Below are 19,463 nucleotides of genomic sequence, written 5' to 3'. Positions count from 1 at the left end.
CAATGTTTCAAAGATCTGTTGGTTGCTAATCTCATTTAATTCTTGTCAGCTCAATGTCTTGTGCGCGATGGTAAACAAGTGGAATCTGCTCTACCACTACATCACTTTTATCTAATCCAAAAGCCATTTCATCGCGTTGCCCCAGGTGTTTCAGCATGAAGTAAGAATTCAGCAGCACACCTTCTTTGAGGGTAAATTCGTTTTCTACCGACAAGAATTTTTCAATGACCACGAACTTAAAATCCGGTTCAGGATTGTATTTGCTTGATCCATCCGGACGGATATGGAGGTTCAGCTCTTTATTGGCCACCAACTCCTGTACAATTTTTTTGAAGAAGAGTTCAGATCGGGGTTGCACCCTGAAACCAACATGAATGGTGACTTTGATGATCTTATCATCCACCAGTTCGGTTACCTCATAATCGAGTGTGTATGGCTCATCGGTGCGGTGGATATGTAAAAACCAATACACATCAGCACGTTTGGGATTTTTAGAAAAAATAGACTTTACAATTTTTTCTTCTACCTGCTCGCGATGGTTTGCTTTCGTGAGGTAAATAAGATGTGTAGCAAATTTGGGAATGGAGTCGTCTTGACTTAATTCTTTAATCAGGTCAGTGTATTTACCCAATTCAACAAAGCGCACAAGTTTGTTGTTTATTTTTCGGGCATAGTACCAAACGTACATCACCAGGAAAATAAATAGCTCAAAAAATAAAAACATCCATCTTTCTTTAATCTTGGCCACATTGGTAATGAAAAAAGAAAGCTCAACCACACTGAATAACAATACAATACTGATCACCAGTATAACATTCCATTTCTTTTTGTAGATAAGAAAGTAAGCGAGTAGTATAGTCGTCATCATCATGGCCACTGTAATTGAAAAGCCATAGGCAGCCTCCATGTGTGTTGAACTCTGGAAATAAAGTATCATGGTTACGCAACCAATCCATAAAATGGTGTTAACGCTGGGAATATAAATCTGCCCCTTTAAATCTGTTGGTTGTCTTACGGCTACCCTTGGCCAGAAATTCAAACTCATGGCTTCGCTGATGAGTGTATAAGAGCCGCTGATTAATGCCTGCGAAGCAATGATGGTGGCCGCTGTAGCAATGATAATGCCCGGGAGCAAAAACCAGTGAGGCATCATTTCAAAGAATGGATTTCTGCCATCAAGCGTTGAGGCACCTTCGTTTAATAACCAGGCAGCCTGCCCCAAATAATTTGTCATCAAACATATTTTAACAAAAATCCATGTAATGCGAATATTCTTTCTACCGCAATGCCCCAGGTCTGAGTACAAAGCCTCTGCTCCTGTTGTTGCTAGAAATACAGCACCCAATAACCAAAAGCCTTGGGGATACAGCACCAGCAAACGGTATGCATACATGGGGTTTAATGACTTGATAACATCAGAAAACTGAAGTACCTGACTCAGTCCGATGGTGAACAACATCGTAAACCAAACCATCATGACTGGCCCGAAGAAAGTACCGACACGTTGTGTGCCGAAGCGCTGAAAGAAAAAGAGTAAGGACAAGATAACAACGACAATCGGTACAGTCGGTAGATCTGGAATAATCAATTCAAGACCTTCGACAGCTGAGGCCACCGATATGGGTGGTGTGATAATTCCATCAGCCAACAAGGTTGTAGCACCTAAGATGGTTGGAATAACCAAGCCTTTTCCATAACGTCTTACTAATGCGTATAAGGAAAAGACCCCACCTTCACCCTGGTTGTCGGCCATCAAGGTAAGGATGATGTACTTGACGGTAGTCTGTAAAACCAAGGTCCAGAAAATACAAGACACACCTCCCAGCACCAGTGTTTCATCAATGGTACGATCACCCACGATGGCTTTCAATACATATAGAGGACTCGTACCGATATCTCCATAGATAATACCTAAGGCGATTAGCAAAGAGGCAATAGTGATCCTGTTCGAATGATTATTCGATTTCATTTTTTTAATTAGTATGGTGAATGATTATTTTCCTACGAAGCGATATCCTACACCTGATTCAGTCAGGATGTGAACAGGTCTGTTCGGATCTCTTTCAATTTTCTTTCTAAGCTGTGCTATAAACACACGTAAGTACTGTGATTCATTTTTGTATGAAGGGCCCCATACCTGGTGCAGTAAATAATTATGGGTAAGTACCTTGCCTTCATTCTTTGCCAACAAGGCAAGTAAAGTATATTCCGTTGCGGTCAGTTTAACATTTACGTCATTCAGTTTAACAACTCTTGCAGCAAAGTCAATCGCTAAGTCGCCAAAGCTGGCCGTGGCTACATTTTCATCCATGTTTGCAATGCGCAAAGCAGATCGGATGCGTGCCACCAACTCACCAGTACGAAAAGGTTTCACCAGATAATCGTTGGCACCGTTGTCGAGTGCTTTCACAATATCTTCTTCATCGCTTTGCACAGAGAGAATAATAATCGGGTTGGTAAACCACTCGCGAAGATGTTTCAGTACCTCGTGTCCATGTGTGTCGGGCAAACCCAAATCCAGCAGCACAAGGTCCGGTGGATGATTCGCTACAGCCACCAAGCCGTCTTTAGCATTACTGGCTTCTGTCACTCTGAAATCAAAAGAGGTAAGCGTGATGCTGAGCAATTTTCTGATTTGCGCTTCATCATCAATGACTAAAATGGAAGCGTTATTCATTTTTCAAGTTGTTTAAATACGACACTTCAGTAGGAATTTCTATCGTAAACAATGCACCGCTCAAGGGAAGGTTCTTCAAGGTAATGGTGCCACCATGCGCCTCTACAAAACCTTTTACAATGGATAAACCCAGGCCAGTACCACCCGCGTGCGTATCTTGCAAGCGATAAAATTTATTGAATACTTTATCAATAGAGGCTTCCGGAAATCCTTTACCATTATCAGCCAGGGTTATAACCAGCTTGTCTTCTTCACAGGCAGCCTGGATAATAATATTGGTTCCCTCCGGGGTATGATGTATTGCATTGCTGATCAGGTTATGCAGGACTTGTTCCATTAAACCAAAATCCACTTTAAAGAGCGGGATCGTATCTGGTATATAAACCTTGATAGGATGCGTTGTCAGCGAAGTCTCAAATGGTTGAAGCGTAGTGTAAATCAATTCGCGCACATCACACCAATCTTTTTTAAGTTTTAAACTGCCCGACTCGAGGCGAGACATGTTCAACAGATTTTCTACCTGCCGATTTAAGCGCATGGAGGCTGTGGCTATTTCTGTCAAGAGCGTTTTTCGGTTTTCTTCAGAGAGTTTGTGTGAATCCGATAAGAGATTATCTGTTGATCCCAAAATGGTTGTAATGGGTGTTCTCAATTCATGCGAAAGCGAATTGAATAAGGTAGTGTATAACCTGGCCTCCATTTCTTTCTCTTCTTTCTTTAATACTTGTTGTTGCATCTCCCTTATTTTAAAAGTGAGTACCGCGTGAATCAAGGCAATAACAAAGTACATCAGTAATAACAGACTGTCTTCGGTCGAGCCTACTGTAAAGGTGAAACGGGGTGGAATAAATAAAAAGTCAAAACACAAGGCACTCAGGATGGCCGCCAATAATAAGGGAACAATATCCAGAAACATGGCTAAGACAGAAACCGCTACCAAGAGCATAAAGGCTACTACGCGATAGCCAATAAAATCGTGCAAAAGCAATCCGAGTGCAGCTACACTGCTAATGGCCAATACACTGATGAGGTATTGGTTTTGTTTGGGTGTTTTTTGCTGGAGTAATTTTTTCACGACTTGAGTGACATGACGTGACAAAAGTAGGTGCTGCTTTATAAATAAAACATAAAACAGGAGGCAAAGGGTATAAAGATTTTATAAAGATTGCTCATCCGCGTCTTTACCTAAAATCCGTCTGACCGCTGTTTGTTTTCGCTTCCAGCGGTCTAACGGATAGTCCATTTTATAAAATTCGGCTGTTTTTGAATTCAGTAGTATGTAAACCGATTCAGATTAAAAGGATTTACGAAATAATGCCAATGGCTTTTCTAAATCTGCAGGTAAGCAATTTTCAGCAGCGTTTATACAGTTACAAGATATTCAGCTGATAGCACTCCATTATTTTCAAAAAACGAATAACGAACAACCAACAACGACCAACCAACAACTAGCAACGACTAAACCCGCATCTTCAAACGCTTGCCTAATTCTTCCACTGTATTTTTAAAATTAGCATCAGTCTTCATCATGTCTTCTACTGACTCCAGGGCATGAATTACTGTGCTGTGATCGCGGCCGCCAAAATTGCTACCGATCAATGACAGGGTTAGTTGTGTATAGCGCTTGCAGAAATACATGGCCACCTGACGCGGAATAACAATCTCGCGTTTCTTCACCTTACCTTTCATTGCTTCAAGATCAACTTTGAAATGGTCAGCTACTGTTTTCTGTATAAAGTCTACGCTAACATCGCTCTGAATTTCTTTGATGATATTCTTCAGTACTTCTTTCGCGAGATCCAGGTCAATGTCTTTCTTTAATAAAGTAGCATGGAATATTAACGAGTTGAGTACCCCTTCCATATCGCGAAGGTTAGTATCAACACTATACGCTAAATATTCAGCCACTTCTGTTGGCATATCGATACCATCCGCCTGCATCTTGCGGTGCACAATGGCTAACTTCGTTTCAAAATCAGGTTCTTGTAAATCTGCCGTCAGCCCCCATTTAAATCGGGAGAGTAATCTTTCCTGAAATCCTTTCAAGTCGCGTGGCGGGCAATCGCTGGTCATGATAATTTGCTTGCCTGTCTGGTGCAACTGATTGAAAATATGGAAAAACATTTCCTGTGTTTTTTCGCGACCCGCTAAAAACTGTACGTCATCCAGAATCAGTACATCTACCTGCAAATAAAAATTCTGAAACTCCTGCATTTTATGATTTTGCAGTGCATTCAGGAATTGACTGGTAAAATCATTCTGATCTACATAAAGCACAACCTTATTGGGCAGGTTATTTTTTATTTCGTTACCTATGGATTGCACCAGGTGCGTTTTACCCACACCTACTCCACCATAAAGCATGAGTGGATTAAAGGAAGTAACGCCAGGTTTTTTGGCTACCGCCAAACCGGCAGAGCGCGCTAAACGGTTACAATCACCTTCTACAAAGTTATCGAAGCTATAATTTGGGTTAAGACGGGAATTGATGGTTTGCGGGTTGAGCGCTTTAAAAGTAAAGGGTGAATAATCGTCTGCACCAATACCATTTAAGGCAGATTTGCGGTTGGCAGATCCATTCGGATAATTTACCGCCACTGCAGGATTTTGCTGATTGCCACTGTCTACAATAACCGAATACTCCAAACGCCCAGTTGGGCCCAGTACAGTATGCACCGCTTTTTTTAACACAGGCACATAGTGTTCCTCCAGCCATTCGTAAAAAAACTGCGAGGGAACCTGAATCGTGAGCACGTCCGCATCGACCCTCACCGGTTTTATGGGTTTAAACCACGTCCCGAAGTTCTCATCCCCTACATCCGGACGAATAATATCGAGACAGTCATTCCATACCGTTGCGGAGTCTACTTCTATCATGCTCGTTTATTAAGGTTTGTACTTAGAAAATTCCTCTGGGGAAAGGGGAACAAAGATGAAGAAAACACTTATGAAAAATCAAGTGTTCGGACGCTTGATTTTTCAGAATTTTTTTTGCTTATGTAAATACATCGCTCTTCACACATACGATTGCAAAAATCTTCACTAAAATTGCCTTTAAATTATGCTTTATGGCAGAAAAAAGGGCAATTGATCAGATATCATCTACGTTTTCACCAGTTACAGCTAAAGATTGGGCACAAATCGCAGAAAAAGAAATAGAAAATAAAAATCCCTGGGAAACTTTAGCCTGGACTGATCAAGATCATCTTCTTTTCAAACCTTATTACGATGCGGCTGTAAAAGATCAGTTTGTTTTCGCATTGGCTCCTGCAAAAAACTCGTTTTATGGCGCACGCACCTGGTATGCCATGCCACTGGTATGTGTAGATGATGCCAAAAAAGCGAATGAAAGTGCAATGTTGCACCTCAGCAATGGTGCTGACGGTATTTTATTCGATTTACAAGGAAAAGACATTGCGCTGAATACTTTACTTAAGGATATTCAGTGGGCTTACTGCGCTATTTCTTTTAAAAATATCAGTAAAAATTTCTCGAAAACACTGATTGATTATATCCAAGCAGAAAAGCTGGAGAAGAAAAATCTTACTGGTTGCCTCTTTTCAACCGAAATAAGTGAAGAAACAATTGCATTTTTTCATGAAACACCTTTTCAGCCCCTTGGCCTCTGGTTAGAGGCTGATGAAAAGAATATAGATACACTCAGCAAGGCCTTGTTGCAGCTAGATGCCGTTTTTAAAAATCCCCATTTGAGAAAACTGGATGCCATTGCGATTTCAATCAATGCAAACACCAATTTCTTTCACAGCATCGCAACGAGTAAAGCACTGCGTATACTTATTAATAGTTACGCGCAAGCACAAAATATTGCATTAAAAGCAATTCATATTCACGGACGATCGGAAGTGTGGGCAAAAGAATCTTTTCAGCCGCATGGTAATATGTTAAAAAGCACTACTGCCGCATTAGCGGCTATAGTGGGTGGTTGCGACAGTCTTACTGTTTATGCAGAAGATGAAAGCAGCAGCATGATGCAAAGGGTGGCGCGCAACGTCTCCAGTATTTTACGAGAAGAATCGCACATCAATAAAGTAGCTGATGCAACCGTAGGCTCGTACTTTGTTGATAGTCTTATACAACAATTGGTAGAGGAAACAAGTGCCAGACTACAGGCAGCGGGGCTGAAATTTGAAATTTCAAATTTCAAATTTCAAATTTCAAAGATCGAACACCCCGCGTGGAATAGTCCGGAGACTATTGCTGTAAAACCTTTTTATACCAAAGAAGACCTTGCCACTTTGCCACACTTACAATTTACGGCCGGCATCCCGCCCTTCTTACGCGGGCCTTATGCCAGCATGTATACACAAAAGGCCTGGACCATACGTCAGTATGCAGGTTTCTCTACAGCCAAAGATTCAAACGCATTCTACAGAAGAAATTTAGCAGCCGGACAAAGAGGTTTATCCGTTGCTTTTGATCTGGCAACCCACCGGGGTTACGACAGCGACCATCCGCGCGTAACCGGTGATGTAGGTAAAGCAGGCGTGGCCATTGATTCTGTGCTGGATATGAAAATATTATTCGATCAGATTCCGCTGGATAAGATGTCTGTATCGATGACGATGAATGGTGCCGTATTGCCCATCATGGCCTTTTATATTGTTGCGGCCGAAGAGCAAGGCGTAAAACCAGAACAACTAACCGGTACTATACAAAATGATATTCTCAAAGAATTCATGGTGCGTAATACCTACATCTATCCGCCCGCTTCTTCCATGCGCATAGTAGCCGATATTTTTGAATACACTTCGCGTAACATGCCGAAGTTTAATTCGATCAGCATCAGTGGTTATCACATGCACGAAGCCGGTGCACCAGCACACATTGAATTAGCATACACCCTGGCAGATGGATTAGAATATATTCGTGCGGGTATTAAAGCCGGTATCGCCATCGATGATTTTGCACCACGTTTATCTTTCTTCTGGGGCATAGGCATGAATTTTTTCATGGAGATTGCCAAGATGAGAGCTGGTCGTTTGCTCTGGGCCAAAATTGTACAGCAGTTCAATCCGAAGAAAGACAAGAGCATGGCCTTGCGCACACACTGCCAGACTTCCGGATGGAGTTTAACAGAGCAGGATCCTTACAACAACGTAACACGCACTACCATTGAAGCCTTAGCCGCTGTATTAGGGCACACACAATCGCTCCACACCAATTCATTGGATGAGGCCATTGCCTTACCTACCGATTTCTCCGCACGCATTGCACGTAACACACAATTGTATTTAGAAAAAGAAACCAACGTAACGAAGGTAGTCGATCCCCTGGGTGGTTCTTATTACGTAGAAAGTTTAACAGCCGAGTTAGTCGATAAGGCCTGGGCATTGATAGAAGAAGTAGAGGCATTAGGTGGCATGACCAAGGCTATTGAAAGCGGTATTCCAAAAATGCGCATTGAACAGGCGGCAGCAGCAAAACAGGCACGCATAGATTCAGGAAGGGATGTGATTGTAGGGGTGAACCGTTTTCAAACAGATGAAAAACCAGACTTCGATATTTTAGAAGTGGACAATACAGCTGTACGCAAAGAGCAAGTAGATCGATTGATACAACTCAAGGGCGAGCGTGATAACGAAGCTGTACAAGTAGCACTGCAAGCGATCAGCAATGCAGCCGCAAAGGGCACAGGCAACTTACTGGCACTTGCCGTGGATGCAGCGCGTAAGCGTGCTACCCTCGGTGAAATATCAGATGCGATGGAGAAAGCTTTTGGCAGATACAAAGCGAGCATCAAATCAATATCGGGTGTATATTCGGGAGAAATGAAAAACAACAAGGCTTTTGACGAAGTGCGCAAACTCAGCGATGCCTTTGCAAAAATGGAAGGAAGAAGGCCGCGCATTCTAGTTGCCAAGATGGGACAAGACGGTCATGACCGGGGTGCTAAAGTAATTGCCACCAGTTTTGCCGATTTAGGTTTTGATGTAGACATCGGTCCCCTATTCCAAACACCGGAAGAAGTAGCCATGCAGGCAGCAGAAAACGATGTACACATTGTGGGTGCTTCGAGTTTGGCGGGTGGACACAAAACGCTGATTCCTGAATTAGTGCAGGCTTTGAAAAAAATCGGCAGAGAAGATATTATGGTGGTAGCCGGTGGTGTTATCCCCGCACAGGATTATGATTATTTATTTGAAAGAGGCATTGCTTTCGTGTTCGGGCCAGGTACAGTCATTACGGATTCAGCGAAAGGAATTCTCGAACGCTTAATAAAATCCTAATTATTGATGTGTAATTCTTCGTGGCCTATGCAGGATAGGCTGCGAAGAATTACTATGTTTTACCCTTATCATCTATTGCCTTGGATAATCACGCTCAAAAAATATCACACCTCAAAACACTCTATCACCTTGCATGTGCTGATGGTGTTTATTCAGAAGTTGAAGCCATCTACATTAAAAATGTAGCTGTTAAGTTGGGCATTGACCCACAGGTTTTACACGACTTTGACCAGGAAGAACCTGACCTGGTGCTGCCTGATACCCAATACAAAATTTATTCTTTGTTTCATCGCCTTGTTTTGATCGTTATGATTGACAGCGTGGCGCATGAAAATGAAAAGCAATATTGCTTTAATCTTGGCATTAAAATGGGGCTTCATCCGAATGCCATTGATGAAATTATTGATCATGCCGCGCTACACGGCTCCTTTAAAACCAAGCCTGCAGACCTTATTCAAATCTTTAAAAAATACATGAGTTAAGACCTGGGGCGAACAATCGAGTGCTTAGTTGGATACTTCTTTCCAAGCATCGTCTCCGAAAGGGATGATGATTTTTTTAACTACTTTTATAATTCGGCCAAAGAAGAACAGGTAAAATAAAAGTGCATGTCTTCAATATTATAAAGGGATAACAAAACATGATCTGTTTTTTTTAAAGTATATTGGACAACCTCTTAAAACATAAAAGACCTGAATGAAATCAGTCGCATCACTTTTTTTATTACTCTGCTTCCAGATCAATTCATTTTCCCAAAATAATGATTTTAAAGCTATTCTTAAATTTCAGAGAAAGTATAAAACATATTCTGTAAAAGACATCTCAACAAATAATCGTGATAGTATTGTCATCCTTAGTCTTAGTAACCAGAACCTAAATAGACTTCCCAAGGAAGTTTACAGATTAAAAAATCTACAATTCTTAGACATCTCAAAAAATAATATTAAGAGAATTCCTTATAGAATTAAGAAGCTGAAAAGTCTGAAAATACTCTTTGTTAGCAAAAATAAAATAAAGAAAATTCCATATAGGATAACTAAGTTAGATTCACTTCTAATATTAAGTTCCTCTAACAATAAGCTAAAAAAGATTTCAGGTAATATTGGCCACTTAAAAGAATTAATTGCTGTAGATTTTTCTTATAACAATTTAAAAAACTTGCCAAGTTCTCTGTCGAGCATTCAAAATTTAGAAAAATTACATCTACAGAACAATAAATTCAGTTCACTAAAAATTAATTTTCATAATCTTACTAAACTTGAATACTTAGGTGTATCATCAAATGTATTAACAGCATTACCGGAATCTATTGGTAAAGCCTCAAGTCTAAAATTACTAGAATCCTGGAATAACAAATTGAAAGATTTACCTGCCTCTTTCTCAGAATTACATTCACTGGAGATACTGGTTCTCCACGAAAATCAATTTGAAAAAATACCTGAATCGCTTCTTAGCTTGGATCGCTTACGTGAAGTCAGTTTCTTTCAAAATAAAATAAAAATGATCCCAGAGGGTATTGCCAAGATGCAGTATTTAAATGTATTAAATCTGGAGCGTAATCAGATTAAAGAATTACCTAATTCCTTGAAGCAATTAAAGTATCTTAAATTTCTCATATTAACCGAGAATAAATTCAGTGATTTCCCAGAGGTGGCTACTCAAATAAAAAGTCTTGTGTCTCTGGATTTGGCAAGTAATCAGATTTCCAATATTCCGGCAAGCATTAATAAATTGGAAAATCTCTCAATATTTAAGTTACAAAATAATCAGATAAGATCTATTCCAGAAACTTTATTTGAATTATCAGAGTTACAGTACCTGTATCTTGATAAAGAGAATTTTTCAGAGCATGATCAAAAGGAAATTAGAGCAAGATTAAGTGGTAAATATGTATACTTTGATTAAATATTGCTTAAACTAATAAGTCTTTAGATAACTAAGATTTATCTCAAATTATCTTTCTCTTTTCCTTTCAATCATCGTCTCCGCAGGGACGATGATTTATTTAACCTCTCTTTTATTTCGTGAGAAGCTATAAGACAATTTGGTTTTATGAAACTTAGGATGTTAAAATTACACTTTCGCCCAATCATCGTCTCCGAAGGGGCGATGATTTATTCTGCCCAATCATCGTCTCCGAAGGGACGATGATTTATTTAACCTCTCTTTCATTTTGTGAGAAGTTATAAGACAATCTGGTTTTATGAAACTTAGGATGTGAAAATTACACTCCACACTCATTACAATCACCGGGTTTTGCTCCAAGGCCGCATGGCCCCGCATACTCATTCAACGCTGTATGCTATCCCTGCTTGCGCTAAAGCTTCAGCGAAGACAAGCACACATTCCCTGCCAAACCAAAGATAGCATAAGGCGTTGCCTGAGCATGCTGTAAGAAGCATAGGAAATTCAAATGCCAAACTTCTTTTCAATCAGTACTAGCGAAGATGTGATGACTTTTCGCCCAATCATCGTCTCCGAAGGGACGATGATTTTTTTCGTCCAAGCATCGTCTCCGAAGGGACGATGATTTTTATCTGTTTGCTACCACGGATTGCATTTCTTTAGAATGCTCAATAGACTATCATAATCTCTCTTCTCAATTTATATGGCAATGTCGTTTAGTTAAGCCTTTTTATTGGCCTCACCTCCAGTCCCCTCCAAAGGAGAGGATGACTAAGGAAGCTTAACTAAACGACATTGAAGTACAAATCCACAAGTACATAGCGTGTTTGATTATTCGTGCCTCACAGAAATTTTATCGCGCGTGTATAGGAAACTCAGCAATCCTTTAACCTGACACTGAGCAGGTGTATAAAAAAAGGACTGCCGATTAAACGGCAGTCCTTCAACAACAAGTTTAACATTCCTCCCCTATTCGGTCAAAGCCTTCCCACAGCAGCTTTACATCGAACAAAGCACTTTTCTCATCTTCATCCACAATAACATCGGTGTGATACAGTGCCAAATCATGTATGAGTTTTAGTGACTTTGATAAGTCATTGACTCCATGAAAGAGCACAAAATCAATAAATTCTGCCTGCGATGGTGTTAACAATACCTTGACTTTTTTTGATGCGTTTCGCACAGCATTTTTTGTGTGGACTGAATAATCATCCAAGCCGACACCTTGACCATTTTTTAGAGTTTGCATGTTGAAATGGGTTAAGATGGATAAAAGAGGAGAGGTCACTGCAAACTCTATCAAAGCGTACTTTGACTGGTCTCGGGACTTGCACCCGTATGCCTCTCCAGGACCTTTGTTTAAACCTGATGTGTGGGAATAGTACCATGAAATATTGATAGAGTTTGCAAGGCAAATATACGATTTTTTTACCACGGAAAAGACAGGGAAGATTGGCGTAGGTCCAAAAGTGATTAGACGGAGCTCAAAAAAATAAGAACAATTGTATATATTTACTTATAAGGCGGCTGTGTGCAGTGGTTGAGGGAGTGATTGAATATAGCCGGAGGTTGACGGCAATTCATTCATTGAGACATGAGCAAGGAAATATTTGAGAAAGTTGAGACACGCGGAGAACTTATTCTTTCAAGACAAATTGAAAGTTATAGAGCAATTCAAAACCGAGCTGGACTTTTATTGGGTACGTTGACAGTTTATATATCCTTTTATCCTTCGTTAATCAAAGATTTCAGCTGCGGACTTCAAATTATAGGAGTTGCTTCATTCATAGTTTGTTCAGTTTCAATATTGCTTACACTTATGGTTATAAAACATAAAAAATTGCAAGAGGGACTAGGTGAGCATTTATTCGAGAAATTGTTAAACAAGAAGTACGAAAACTACATGACTCAATCCATTTCAGCATTAAAAACATCAATTGAGATTAATGACAAGAAATTGAAAAAAATGAATAGTAACTTCAATAAAAGTTTATACATCTTTATAACTTCATTGCTGTTAGGTGTCTTGACTATCATACTAAATTATATTTGACTATGAGCAAGAAAGACGACAAAAAAAAGGAAGACAAAAAGGAGGAAAAGAAAATCACACTATCGACAACTCCTAAGAGTTATCTGAGACATATTGTTGGACTTGATACAAGAGACAGGGACAAAAAGAAGGACGATGATGAAAAGAAATGAGGAGAAAATTAACAGCCGCCAACAAAAGCTATAACCAATGGCAGGTGATGAGTAAGTATAAAGTTTTATCTTCGTTCAACGTTTAGTTTCGTGGGACAGGACTCGGCTTCGGAAAGGCACCACTCAGAAACACAAACGGCAGCAATTTTATTCGGACAAATATGAGTGATAACAAGATAGACATTACTTCGACAGCGATTGAGAAAGGTTTTGACACCGCTAAAGGCTTCCTGAATAAATTAATTATGCCGACAGTTGAAGAAGTTGGCTTATTGTTTAAAGACAGATTGACATTGTGGCGTTTCAAAAATCAAATCAAAATGTTGACAAAAGCTGAGGAGTTCTGCAGAAAAAATAAAATTGATCCTAAAAAGATCTCCTTGAAAGTAGTTTGCCCATTACTTGACTATTCAAGCTTAGAAGAAGATGAAGTACTCCAAGATAAATGGGCAATTTTACTATCAAACATGGTTGACTCCGACCAAAATATTGAAAATCATGTTTTTCCATATATTCTAAGTCAAATTTCCACCAATGAATTTTTAGCACTAGAGACAACTGTAATACTAAAAGAAGAAAGAATAAAAAAATGCAAAGGCGACCTAGATGAATTTAGAAAAGGGAAACCCGAAAAGGAGAAACAACTCCAAGAAATCATACTTCAAAAAGAAAAGGAAATTGAAATTAAAAAATTAAATAAAGAACAATACTGGGAAATTTCACAGGAGAAATGGAAAATTGAAACTGAATTAAGAGGATTAAATAATGAAGAAAATAAGATAAACGTGAAAATGAGTGAGCCTCAATTTATAAGTGGGGAACTCAGGGAATATGAGATATCCAATTTAATCCGACTTGGATTAATTAAGCTTATACAAAAAAATTATGGATGGGTTAACTCTCATAAAATTAGGAACGACCCTCATAGCGAATATTTGAATCTTGAAGATGCAACGGTTGAAATTGCGACAGACTTTGAAGACTACATTTTAACAGAACTTGGAGAACTATTTATTAAAGCCTGCACAGAGAAGAGTAAGTTAAAATAAAACTGCTGCGAAAAATAGCTACATTCCCTGCCGGATTACAGTTTGCCAATTACCAACAAACCACTAAATTCGCTTTGTAACCTTGGAAACAATCGTGCTTCAATATGCAGCATTACATGTAGCCCAGTGTTGACACTAATGCGCTGAAAAATAATGAGTACACTGAAGGGCAAATTAAAAAAAGATTTACAATCAGGGCCCGTTGACAAGACGGACCTGATAGTAATTTTGACTCACCTTTTATTTTGTATACTTATTTGGTTCATTTATCAAAGTCAACTTCTAGATAAAGAATTCATAAAGAATTTTGCTAGTGGATATCTTTTTATACTCCCGTTCATATTAATCGCCTTCTTTTTTAGAAAACTTAGAAAGATCAGATTCTATTTAATATGGTTGACAATTAGCCTTATTCAAATATACATTTATTCAAAAATAAAAGATAATCCAGATTTTGTATTTCCACGAGGGACAGCGTTTGACGGGCTAACCGGTCTATTACCCACGTTAGTAATGTTCCAACTTCTTAGACAGATATTTTATTCAATCAAAGGCAAAGAAATGATAATTTCAATGCAAAAAGGTAGAATGACATTGTATGAGAAAGAAGACAAAAGAAACATTACCTGGTTAGATGTCACCTTTAGCTTTATATTGGGGTTAACAGCAGTCTTATCTGGACCACTATTGACATCTTGGGAAAATTAGACAAATGAGAGATGGAATAGAATTGCACTCTAGTGATGTGCCCTGGTGGCAACAATAGTGCCGTTGCACAACTACCTCGAAAATAGAAAAAGAAGAAATTATCACCAAAATCTAAATGTGGCTAGAATCAGTGGATAGCTATACGTTTTTTTTCTCTTTCACAGTATGACTTGAAGAGCATGAAGGATTGTCGCAATAAACTATGATTACAGTTCTGTAGATTAAAATTTAATGTCAATTATATATATTTACTTTATAAGGCGCTATGTACAGTGTTGGGTTAATGTGTGAATAAGTCGGACGTTGTGCACAACCTTTTCTAAAACATACAGACAACTTAAGACAGAAATAAATTGAGACTATTTACCAACAACAAGACCTACAACCAATTTCAGTTTGACAAAGAACTAGACTTTGAAAGAGAAGTTGTCTTGAATTCAAAATTGTTCTTCGGGACAAATTCGATCTACATTGATGCAAAGAGAAAAATTGAAACCAAAAGCCTAGGAAACTCAATACCGGACGGATTTCTATTTGATCTCTCAGACAAAGACAACCCAGAATTTTACATTGTGGAAGTCGAACTCGCAAAACACGATTTTTACAATCATATCTTTCCACAAATCACAAAGTTTTTTGGATTCTATAAAAACCCTAAGAGTCAAGCTGACTTGATTGAAAAGATATTCTCATTTATTAACAATGACAGTGAATTAAAAAAGGAGTTCAAAAAGTATCTTGGAGATAAAGAGATCTATAAATTCTTAAAAGACACAATTGAAAGAAGTCAAAATATCCTACTAGTTATTGATGGAGACAAAAAAGAACTTCCAGAAATAATGGACACTTACTCCGACACATGGGGAAAAATGGTCAAACTGATTTTGATTAAGAAATTTTCAAATGGGAATGATTCCATTTATTCAATGCACCCTGACTTTGAGAATATAGAATTTGCTGAGATTGAAGACGAAACAATATCAGAAACGGAAGACGTAGAATACACAGAAGAATACCATTTAGAGGGAGTTTCTGAAACAGTAAGGAGGATTTACAATGAGTTGAAAACTCATATTTTAAACGTAAGCACTGGGACAATTTTTAACCCTCAGAAATACTATATTTCAATTAGACGTGAGAGGAATATTGCTTTCTTCATAATTAATAGAAAAAAGTTACGACTGGTGGTAATGCAATCTGAAGTTGAAACCAGAAAGGAATTAAAATTTCATTCAATAAAGACTTTAACTGAAGGAGTTCAAAAATTCTGGAATGGACCAAGTTGTGCAATCATTCTTGAGACAACAGACAATTTAAATGAGATAAAAACTCTTCTGACAAAATTGGTGACAAAAATTTCGACTTTAAATTAATATTGGAGAAAAAAAGGCAGCTGCCAACAACGGCTTAAAGCATTGGCACTAATCCGTGCTGAGAAAAATTAAGTTTCAAAATAATGGTGGACAGATTAATAATACTATTGACAATTTTGGGACTTTTTGGTTTGACAATATTTGAAACTACTGACAAATGGGTAGAATTAAAAGACGACCAAAAGGTTGACGACTATTACCGTAAAGACGACCAAATATTTTGTGGAGAGGTTGCATGCAAAGTTAAACCAATGCAGGGGATTGACATTGCAACCTTTAGAGTTAAACCAGGTTCCAATTACGCTAAGGACAAGACAAACGTTTATTATCCGCTTGAAGTTATGTGCATTGACTATACAGACTGCGGAGTCTGTTATTGTACGAAATTCATTGTAACTAACGCTGACCCTAAAACATTTGACTATTTGGATAAAGACTATGCCATTGACGATAATACAGTCTTTTTTAGAGGAGAGGAAATCAAAATGGCTGACTCAAAAACATTTAAAGTTATTAAAGGTGGAGAATTCTTTTACTTTGCTGTTGATAATAAAGCAGTGTACCGACACAATCAAATATTTAAAGAAGCTGACCCAAAAACATTTTACTACGACAGCTTGAATTCCGCTAACAACGAATGGACGTATATAATTGGAGACAAGAGCGGGAAATGGAAATTTACACCACCAGGACAAATCGAAAGATTTACGAATTGAATCTAGAGTAGGCGCACTACTGCCAGCAATAGTGATTGTTGTACAAGTACCTTAAAAAAGAAAAAGAAAAATTATCACCAAAATATAAATGTTGATCCAATTGGTGGATAACAATACGTTTTTTCCAAAGTATGACTTAAAGCGCTTGAAGGATTGTTGCTATGAATTGCGGTTACAGTGCTGTAGATTAAAATTTAGTGGCAATTACATATAATAAGGAGGCTATGTGCAGTGTTGGGGTTAAGGTGCGGATGTAGTTGAACATTAGTGGTAATTATTTTCAGACAATAAAGACTTCGAATTGAAAAACTTGATAATAATATTTATTCCAATTGTTGTCATTGGACTAGTCCTGACCTTTAGTAAAGGTAAAATTGTAGATATTCTTTCTAAGCCGACTACTATTTACGCTGGACTAATTTTATGGACAGTATTAGGATTCGTTTTCGTTTTGGACAACTCCATGGCTTGGGGGTGTAACGGGGGACTAGAGAGAACATTTTCCCTCGAAAATATATTTTACAGTGGACTATCAGTATTATTCATCACTATTGGGTTTTTCTCGTCTCATAAAAAAGGAGCAGCAATACTTTTTGTAGAATTAGCATATTGGACAATCAAACTAATGACAGTCAAAGGAGGTTATGTAGTTGGACTTGGTGGTGCACCAGACGAAAATATATTAATATTTGACTCAGTTGCTTTAATATTGAGAATAAATTTAATTCAGAGTAGATATAACTTCGGATTGGCTAGAAAGATTTACTTATTACCAATCTCTTTTTTCGTAATGACATTAAAAATTCTCTTGTTAAAGTAAGACAGAGTAGAAAATAAAGATCACCAGCAATAGTGATTGTTGTACAACTACCTTGAAAAAAGAAAAATAAGAAACTATCACCAAAATCTAACTGTGGATAAAATTGGTGGATAACTATATTTTTTTTCTGCCAAAGTATGACTTGAAGAGCGTGAAGGATTGTCGTAATGAACTGTGATTAATGTGCTGTAGATTAAAATTGAGCAACAATTATATATATTTACCCTATAAGGCGGCTATGTGCAGTGTTGGGGTTGATGTGTAGAGATAGTCGGATGTGTGCGCAAGCTTTTAAATAAGGTTTATGACTACTAAAATTACTGGAACAATTGGGATTTGTATAACTCTATTTTTTATAATTAGCTATGTTTCACTGTTCATTTACAATCCACAGACACTTGAAGAGGTCGACAAGGTGCCGAGCATAGCTTCATTTAATATATATGGAATGAATGGACGATGGATAATTGCTTATTTAAATTATTTAACGATTGGACTTCTCAATTTAGCCTTTGTCTTCGGACTCTTCAAAATCTCAAAGAATGAGTTGCCTATAATTATTGGTAAAATTCTAATTCTAATTTCTGGAATTATATGGACCAGTTTTGGAGTCTTATCATGGGATGCATACTCAGACACTGGCATTCATACTATAATGATAAGAGTGATAATACTTCTTACAGTGACTCCGCTCGGACTAATTTTTTTGGCAACTGAAATGGAGAAAGTAATGAAAGACAAATTTTCAAAATATTACACATTAGCCTCAGGACTTCTAATCCTACTACTTGGAATATTGAGTGTGTTTGTATTTAACGATCAGACATGGATAAGAATAAATGTTTCAATAGCAATTTACTTTTTATGGTTTGGTGTCTTTGGACTTAGATTGGTGCAAAAAACCAGCGCACATCAGCATGTTTCTGCCAAGGTTCAGTGACGAGTTGGTTTTAAGTTTTATCTTCGTTCAACGTTTAGTTACGTGGGACAGGACGGACTTCGTAAAGACACTACTGCAGAAACACAAACATTGGTGGCTAAATATTTGAGACAATGAAACAAGTGATAAATATAAAATTTAAGGACTTGAGAGACACAAGTGTTAGAATGCAAGCGCTTGTGAAGAAAACATTGGGGGCAGACTCAAATTCAAGAACGTCTTTTGACAATTTAGGTGTGATAGGACTTGACTGGGATTCTTTTTTAGACGAGTATCAGAAGGAATTTGGTATTGAACTCAAGGGCCTGAATTATTCAGATTATTTCCAAGAGGAAGTTCCGACATTAAGAGATGTTTTGCTCTTCCCTTTTCGTCTCGTTAAATTGATAATTTTGACGATTGTTGGACGAAGAGACTTAATAAAACAAAAACCGCAGCTGACAGTTGGAGACTTGATACTGTCAGTTCATGCTGGGCGGTTTGCAAAACGAGAGCACACAGAAATTAGAGTGGTGAAAATATACACCCCACAACAAAATGCATAATCAATGGCGGGGCTCAGTGTAAATTTGTAGCCTAGTTTTCGAAGAACGTTTTTTGCTATGAAGCACTTCGAATTCCCATCACTATTTATGCACCATCGTTGAGGGCTATATTTTTAGAGAAATGAAGACAAATTTTAAAATATTGGCGGATAAGTTTTCAATCCTAAACGAACAGGACAATAAGGACTTCATTTCCTTCTATAAAAATAACGAGCTGGAAATTGAGGCCTTAAAAGACATTGAGACTAAGGAGGAACTTTATTTAACCGCTGTTATT

The 19,463-nt window shown here is 38.1% G+C and carries 16 protein-coding genes and 1 pseudogene; 12 read left to right on the top strand and 5 right to left on the bottom strand.

Going from position 1 to position 19,463, the window contains the following annotated elements:
• Positions 1-31: 31 nt before the first annotated feature.
• The 4 genes from ACO1XM_RS18075 to dnaA all read right to left on the bottom strand — a co-directional run bounded on the left by ACO1XM_RS18075 (position 32) and on the right by dnaA (position 5,551).
• Entirely contained in the window at positions 32-1,969 is a 1,938-nt protein-coding gene (locus ACO1XM_RS18075) for a KUP/HAK/KT family potassium transporter (RefSeq protein WP_486231592.1), read from the bottom strand.
• A gap of 24 nt (positions 1,970-1,993) precedes the next feature.
• Positions 1,994-2,677 carry a response regulator gene (locus ACO1XM_RS18070; RefSeq protein WP_486231590.1) on the bottom strand — a complete coding sequence of 228 codons (684 nt, stop codon included), beginning with the start codon at positions 2,675-2,677 and terminating at the stop codon, positions 1,994-1,996.
• On the bottom strand, positions 2,670-3,752 hold the full coding sequence (locus ACO1XM_RS18065; protein ID WP_486231587.1) for a sensor histidine kinase: 1,083 nt from the start codon (positions 3,750-3,752) through the stop codon (positions 2,670-2,672). Before ACO1XM_RS18065 ends, ACO1XM_RS18070 begins: the two co-directional genes overlap by 8 nt.
• Before the next feature lie 383 nt (positions 3,753-4,135).
• Complete coding sequence (gene dnaA / locus ACO1XM_RS18060; protein ID WP_486231638.1) at positions 4,136-5,551, bottom strand: chromosomal replication initiator protein DnaA; 1,416 nt, start codon at positions 5,549-5,551, stop codon at positions 4,136-4,138.
• A 194-nt stretch (positions 5,552-5,745) separates the two neighbouring features.
• Here dnaA and ACO1XM_RS18055 point away from each other — a divergent pair.
• The 4 genes and pseudogenes from ACO1XM_RS18055 to ACO1XM_RS18040 form a co-directional block, all read left to right on the top strand.
• Positions 5,746-6,795: pseudogene (locus tag ACO1XM_RS18055) on the top strand (methylmalonyl-CoA mutase family protein); the annotation flags it as partial.
• Complete coding sequence (scpA, locus tag ACO1XM_RS18050) at positions 6,778-8,925, top strand: methylmalonyl-CoA mutase (RefSeq protein WP_486231636.1); 2,148 nt, start codon at positions 6,778-6,780, stop codon at positions 8,923-8,925. The pseudogene ACO1XM_RS18055 and the gene scpA, both read left to right, overlap by 18 nt.
• 80 nt (positions 8,926-9,005) lie before the next feature.
• A complete protein-coding gene (locus tag ACO1XM_RS18045) occupies positions 9,006-9,407 on the top strand; it encodes a tellurite resistance TerB family protein (RefSeq protein ID WP_486231585.1) in 402 nt (133 codons plus the stop codon).
• A 214-nt stretch (positions 9,408-9,621) separates the two neighbouring features.
• On the top strand, positions 9,622-10,830 hold the full coding sequence (locus ACO1XM_RS18040) for a leucine-rich repeat domain-containing protein (RefSeq protein WP_486231583.1): 1,209 nt from the start codon (positions 9,622-9,624) through the stop codon (positions 10,828-10,830).
• Positions 10,831-11,785: 955 nt separating this feature from the next.
• On the opposite strand, the gene ACO1XM_RS18035 is transcribed toward ACO1XM_RS18040, so the two are convergent.
• Positions 11,786-12,079, bottom strand: coding sequence for a hypothetical protein (locus ACO1XM_RS18035; protein WP_486231581.1), 294 nt, complete (start codon positions 12,077-12,079; stop codon positions 11,786-11,788).
• Positions 12,080-12,424: 345 nt separating this feature from the next.
• Here ACO1XM_RS18035 and ACO1XM_RS18030 point away from each other — a divergent pair, with 345 nt between their 5' ends.
• The 8 genes from ACO1XM_RS18030 to ACO1XM_RS17995 all read left to right on the top strand — a co-directional run bounded on the left by ACO1XM_RS18030 (position 12,425) and on the right by ACO1XM_RS17995 (position 19,186).
• Positions 12,425-12,883: a hypothetical protein gene (locus ACO1XM_RS18030; RefSeq protein WP_486231579.1), complete on the top strand. Its 459-nt coding sequence runs from the start codon at positions 12,425-12,427 to the stop codon at positions 12,881-12,883.
• 2 nt (positions 12,884-12,885) lie between these two features.
• Positions 12,886-13,035 (top strand): hypothetical protein, encoded by a 150-nt coding sequence (locus ACO1XM_RS18025; protein ID WP_486231577.1) that lies wholly within the window; start codon positions 12,886-12,888, stop codon positions 13,033-13,035.
• Positions 13,036-13,196: 161 nt separating this feature from the next.
• Positions 13,197-14,084 carry an Abi-alpha family protein gene (locus tag ACO1XM_RS18020; RefSeq protein ID WP_486231575.1) on the top strand — a complete coding sequence of 296 codons (888 nt, stop codon included), beginning with the start codon at positions 13,197-13,199 and terminating at the stop codon, positions 14,082-14,084.
• Positions 14,085-15,145: 1,061 nt separating this feature from the next.
• On the top strand, positions 15,146-16,165 hold the full coding sequence (locus ACO1XM_RS18015) for a DUF5655 domain-containing protein (protein WP_486231573.1): 1,020 nt from the start codon (positions 15,146-15,148) through the stop codon (positions 16,163-16,165).
• Between the two features lie 83 nt (positions 16,166-16,248).
• A complete protein-coding gene (locus tag ACO1XM_RS18010; protein WP_486231571.1) occupies positions 16,249-16,881 on the top strand; it encodes a DKNYY domain-containing protein in 633 nt (210 codons plus the stop codon).
• A gap of 301 nt (positions 16,882-17,182) precedes the next feature.
• Positions 17,183-17,701 carry a hypothetical protein gene (locus ACO1XM_RS18005; RefSeq protein WP_486231569.1) on the top strand — a complete coding sequence of 173 codons (519 nt, stop codon included), beginning with the start codon at positions 17,183-17,185 and terminating at the stop codon, positions 17,699-17,701.
• A gap of 304 nt (positions 17,702-18,005) precedes the next feature.
• Positions 18,006-18,641 (top strand): hypothetical protein, encoded by a 636-nt coding sequence (locus tag ACO1XM_RS18000; protein ID WP_486231567.1) that lies wholly within the window; start codon positions 18,006-18,008, stop codon positions 18,639-18,641.
• A 113-nt stretch (positions 18,642-18,754) separates the two neighbouring features.
• Positions 18,755-19,186, top strand: coding sequence for a DUF1493 family protein (locus tag ACO1XM_RS17995; RefSeq protein ID WP_486231565.1), 432 nt, complete (start codon positions 18,755-18,757; stop codon positions 19,184-19,186).
• Positions 19,187-19,463: the final 277 nt, after the last annotated feature.

The sequence above is a fragment of the Chryseotalea sp. genome (assembly GCF_057350905.1).
The sequence above is the reverse complement of the archived record's forward strand: the minus strand, read 5'-3'. Positions and strand labels throughout refer to the sequence as shown.

Bases quoted from the DNA above. Each gene is read 5' to 3' on its own strand.
- ACO1XM_RS18000 (WP_486231567.1), top strand. From the start codon at position 18,006: ATGACTACTAAAATTACTGGAACAATTGGGATTTGTATAACTCTATTT.
- ACO1XM_RS18075 (WP_486231592.1), bottom strand. From the start codon at position 1,969: ATGAAATCGAATAATCATTCGAACAGGATCACTATTGCCTCTTTGCTA.
- ACO1XM_RS18010 (WP_486231571.1), top strand. From the start codon at position 16,249: ATGGTGGACAGATTAATAATACTATTGACAATTTTGGGACTTTTTGGT.
- ACO1XM_RS18020 (WP_486231575.1), top strand. From the start codon at position 13,197: ATGAGTGATAACAAGATAGACATTACTTCGACAGCGATTGAGAAAGGT.
- ACO1XM_RS18025 (WP_486231577.1), top strand. From the start codon at position 12,886: ATGAGCAAGAAAGACGACAAAAAAAAGGAAGACAAAAAGGAGGAAAAG.
- ACO1XM_RS18040 (WP_486231583.1), top strand. From the start codon at position 9,622: ATGAAATCAGTCGCATCACTTTTTTTATTACTCTGCTTCCAGATCAAT.
- ACO1XM_RS18030 (WP_486231579.1), top strand. From the start codon at position 12,425: ATGAGCAAGGAAATATTTGAGAAAGTTGAGACACGCGGAGAACTTATT.
- ACO1XM_RS17995 (WP_486231565.1), top strand. From the start codon at position 18,755: ATGAAACAAGTGATAAATATAAAATTTAAGGACTTGAGAGACACAAGT.
- ACO1XM_RS18070 (WP_486231590.1), bottom strand. From the start codon at position 2,677: ATGAATAACGCTTCCATTTTAGTCATTGATGATGAAGCGCAAATCAGA.
- ACO1XM_RS18035 (WP_486231581.1), bottom strand. From the start codon at position 12,079: ATGCAAACTCTAAAAAATGGTCAAGGTGTCGGCTTGGATGATTATTCA.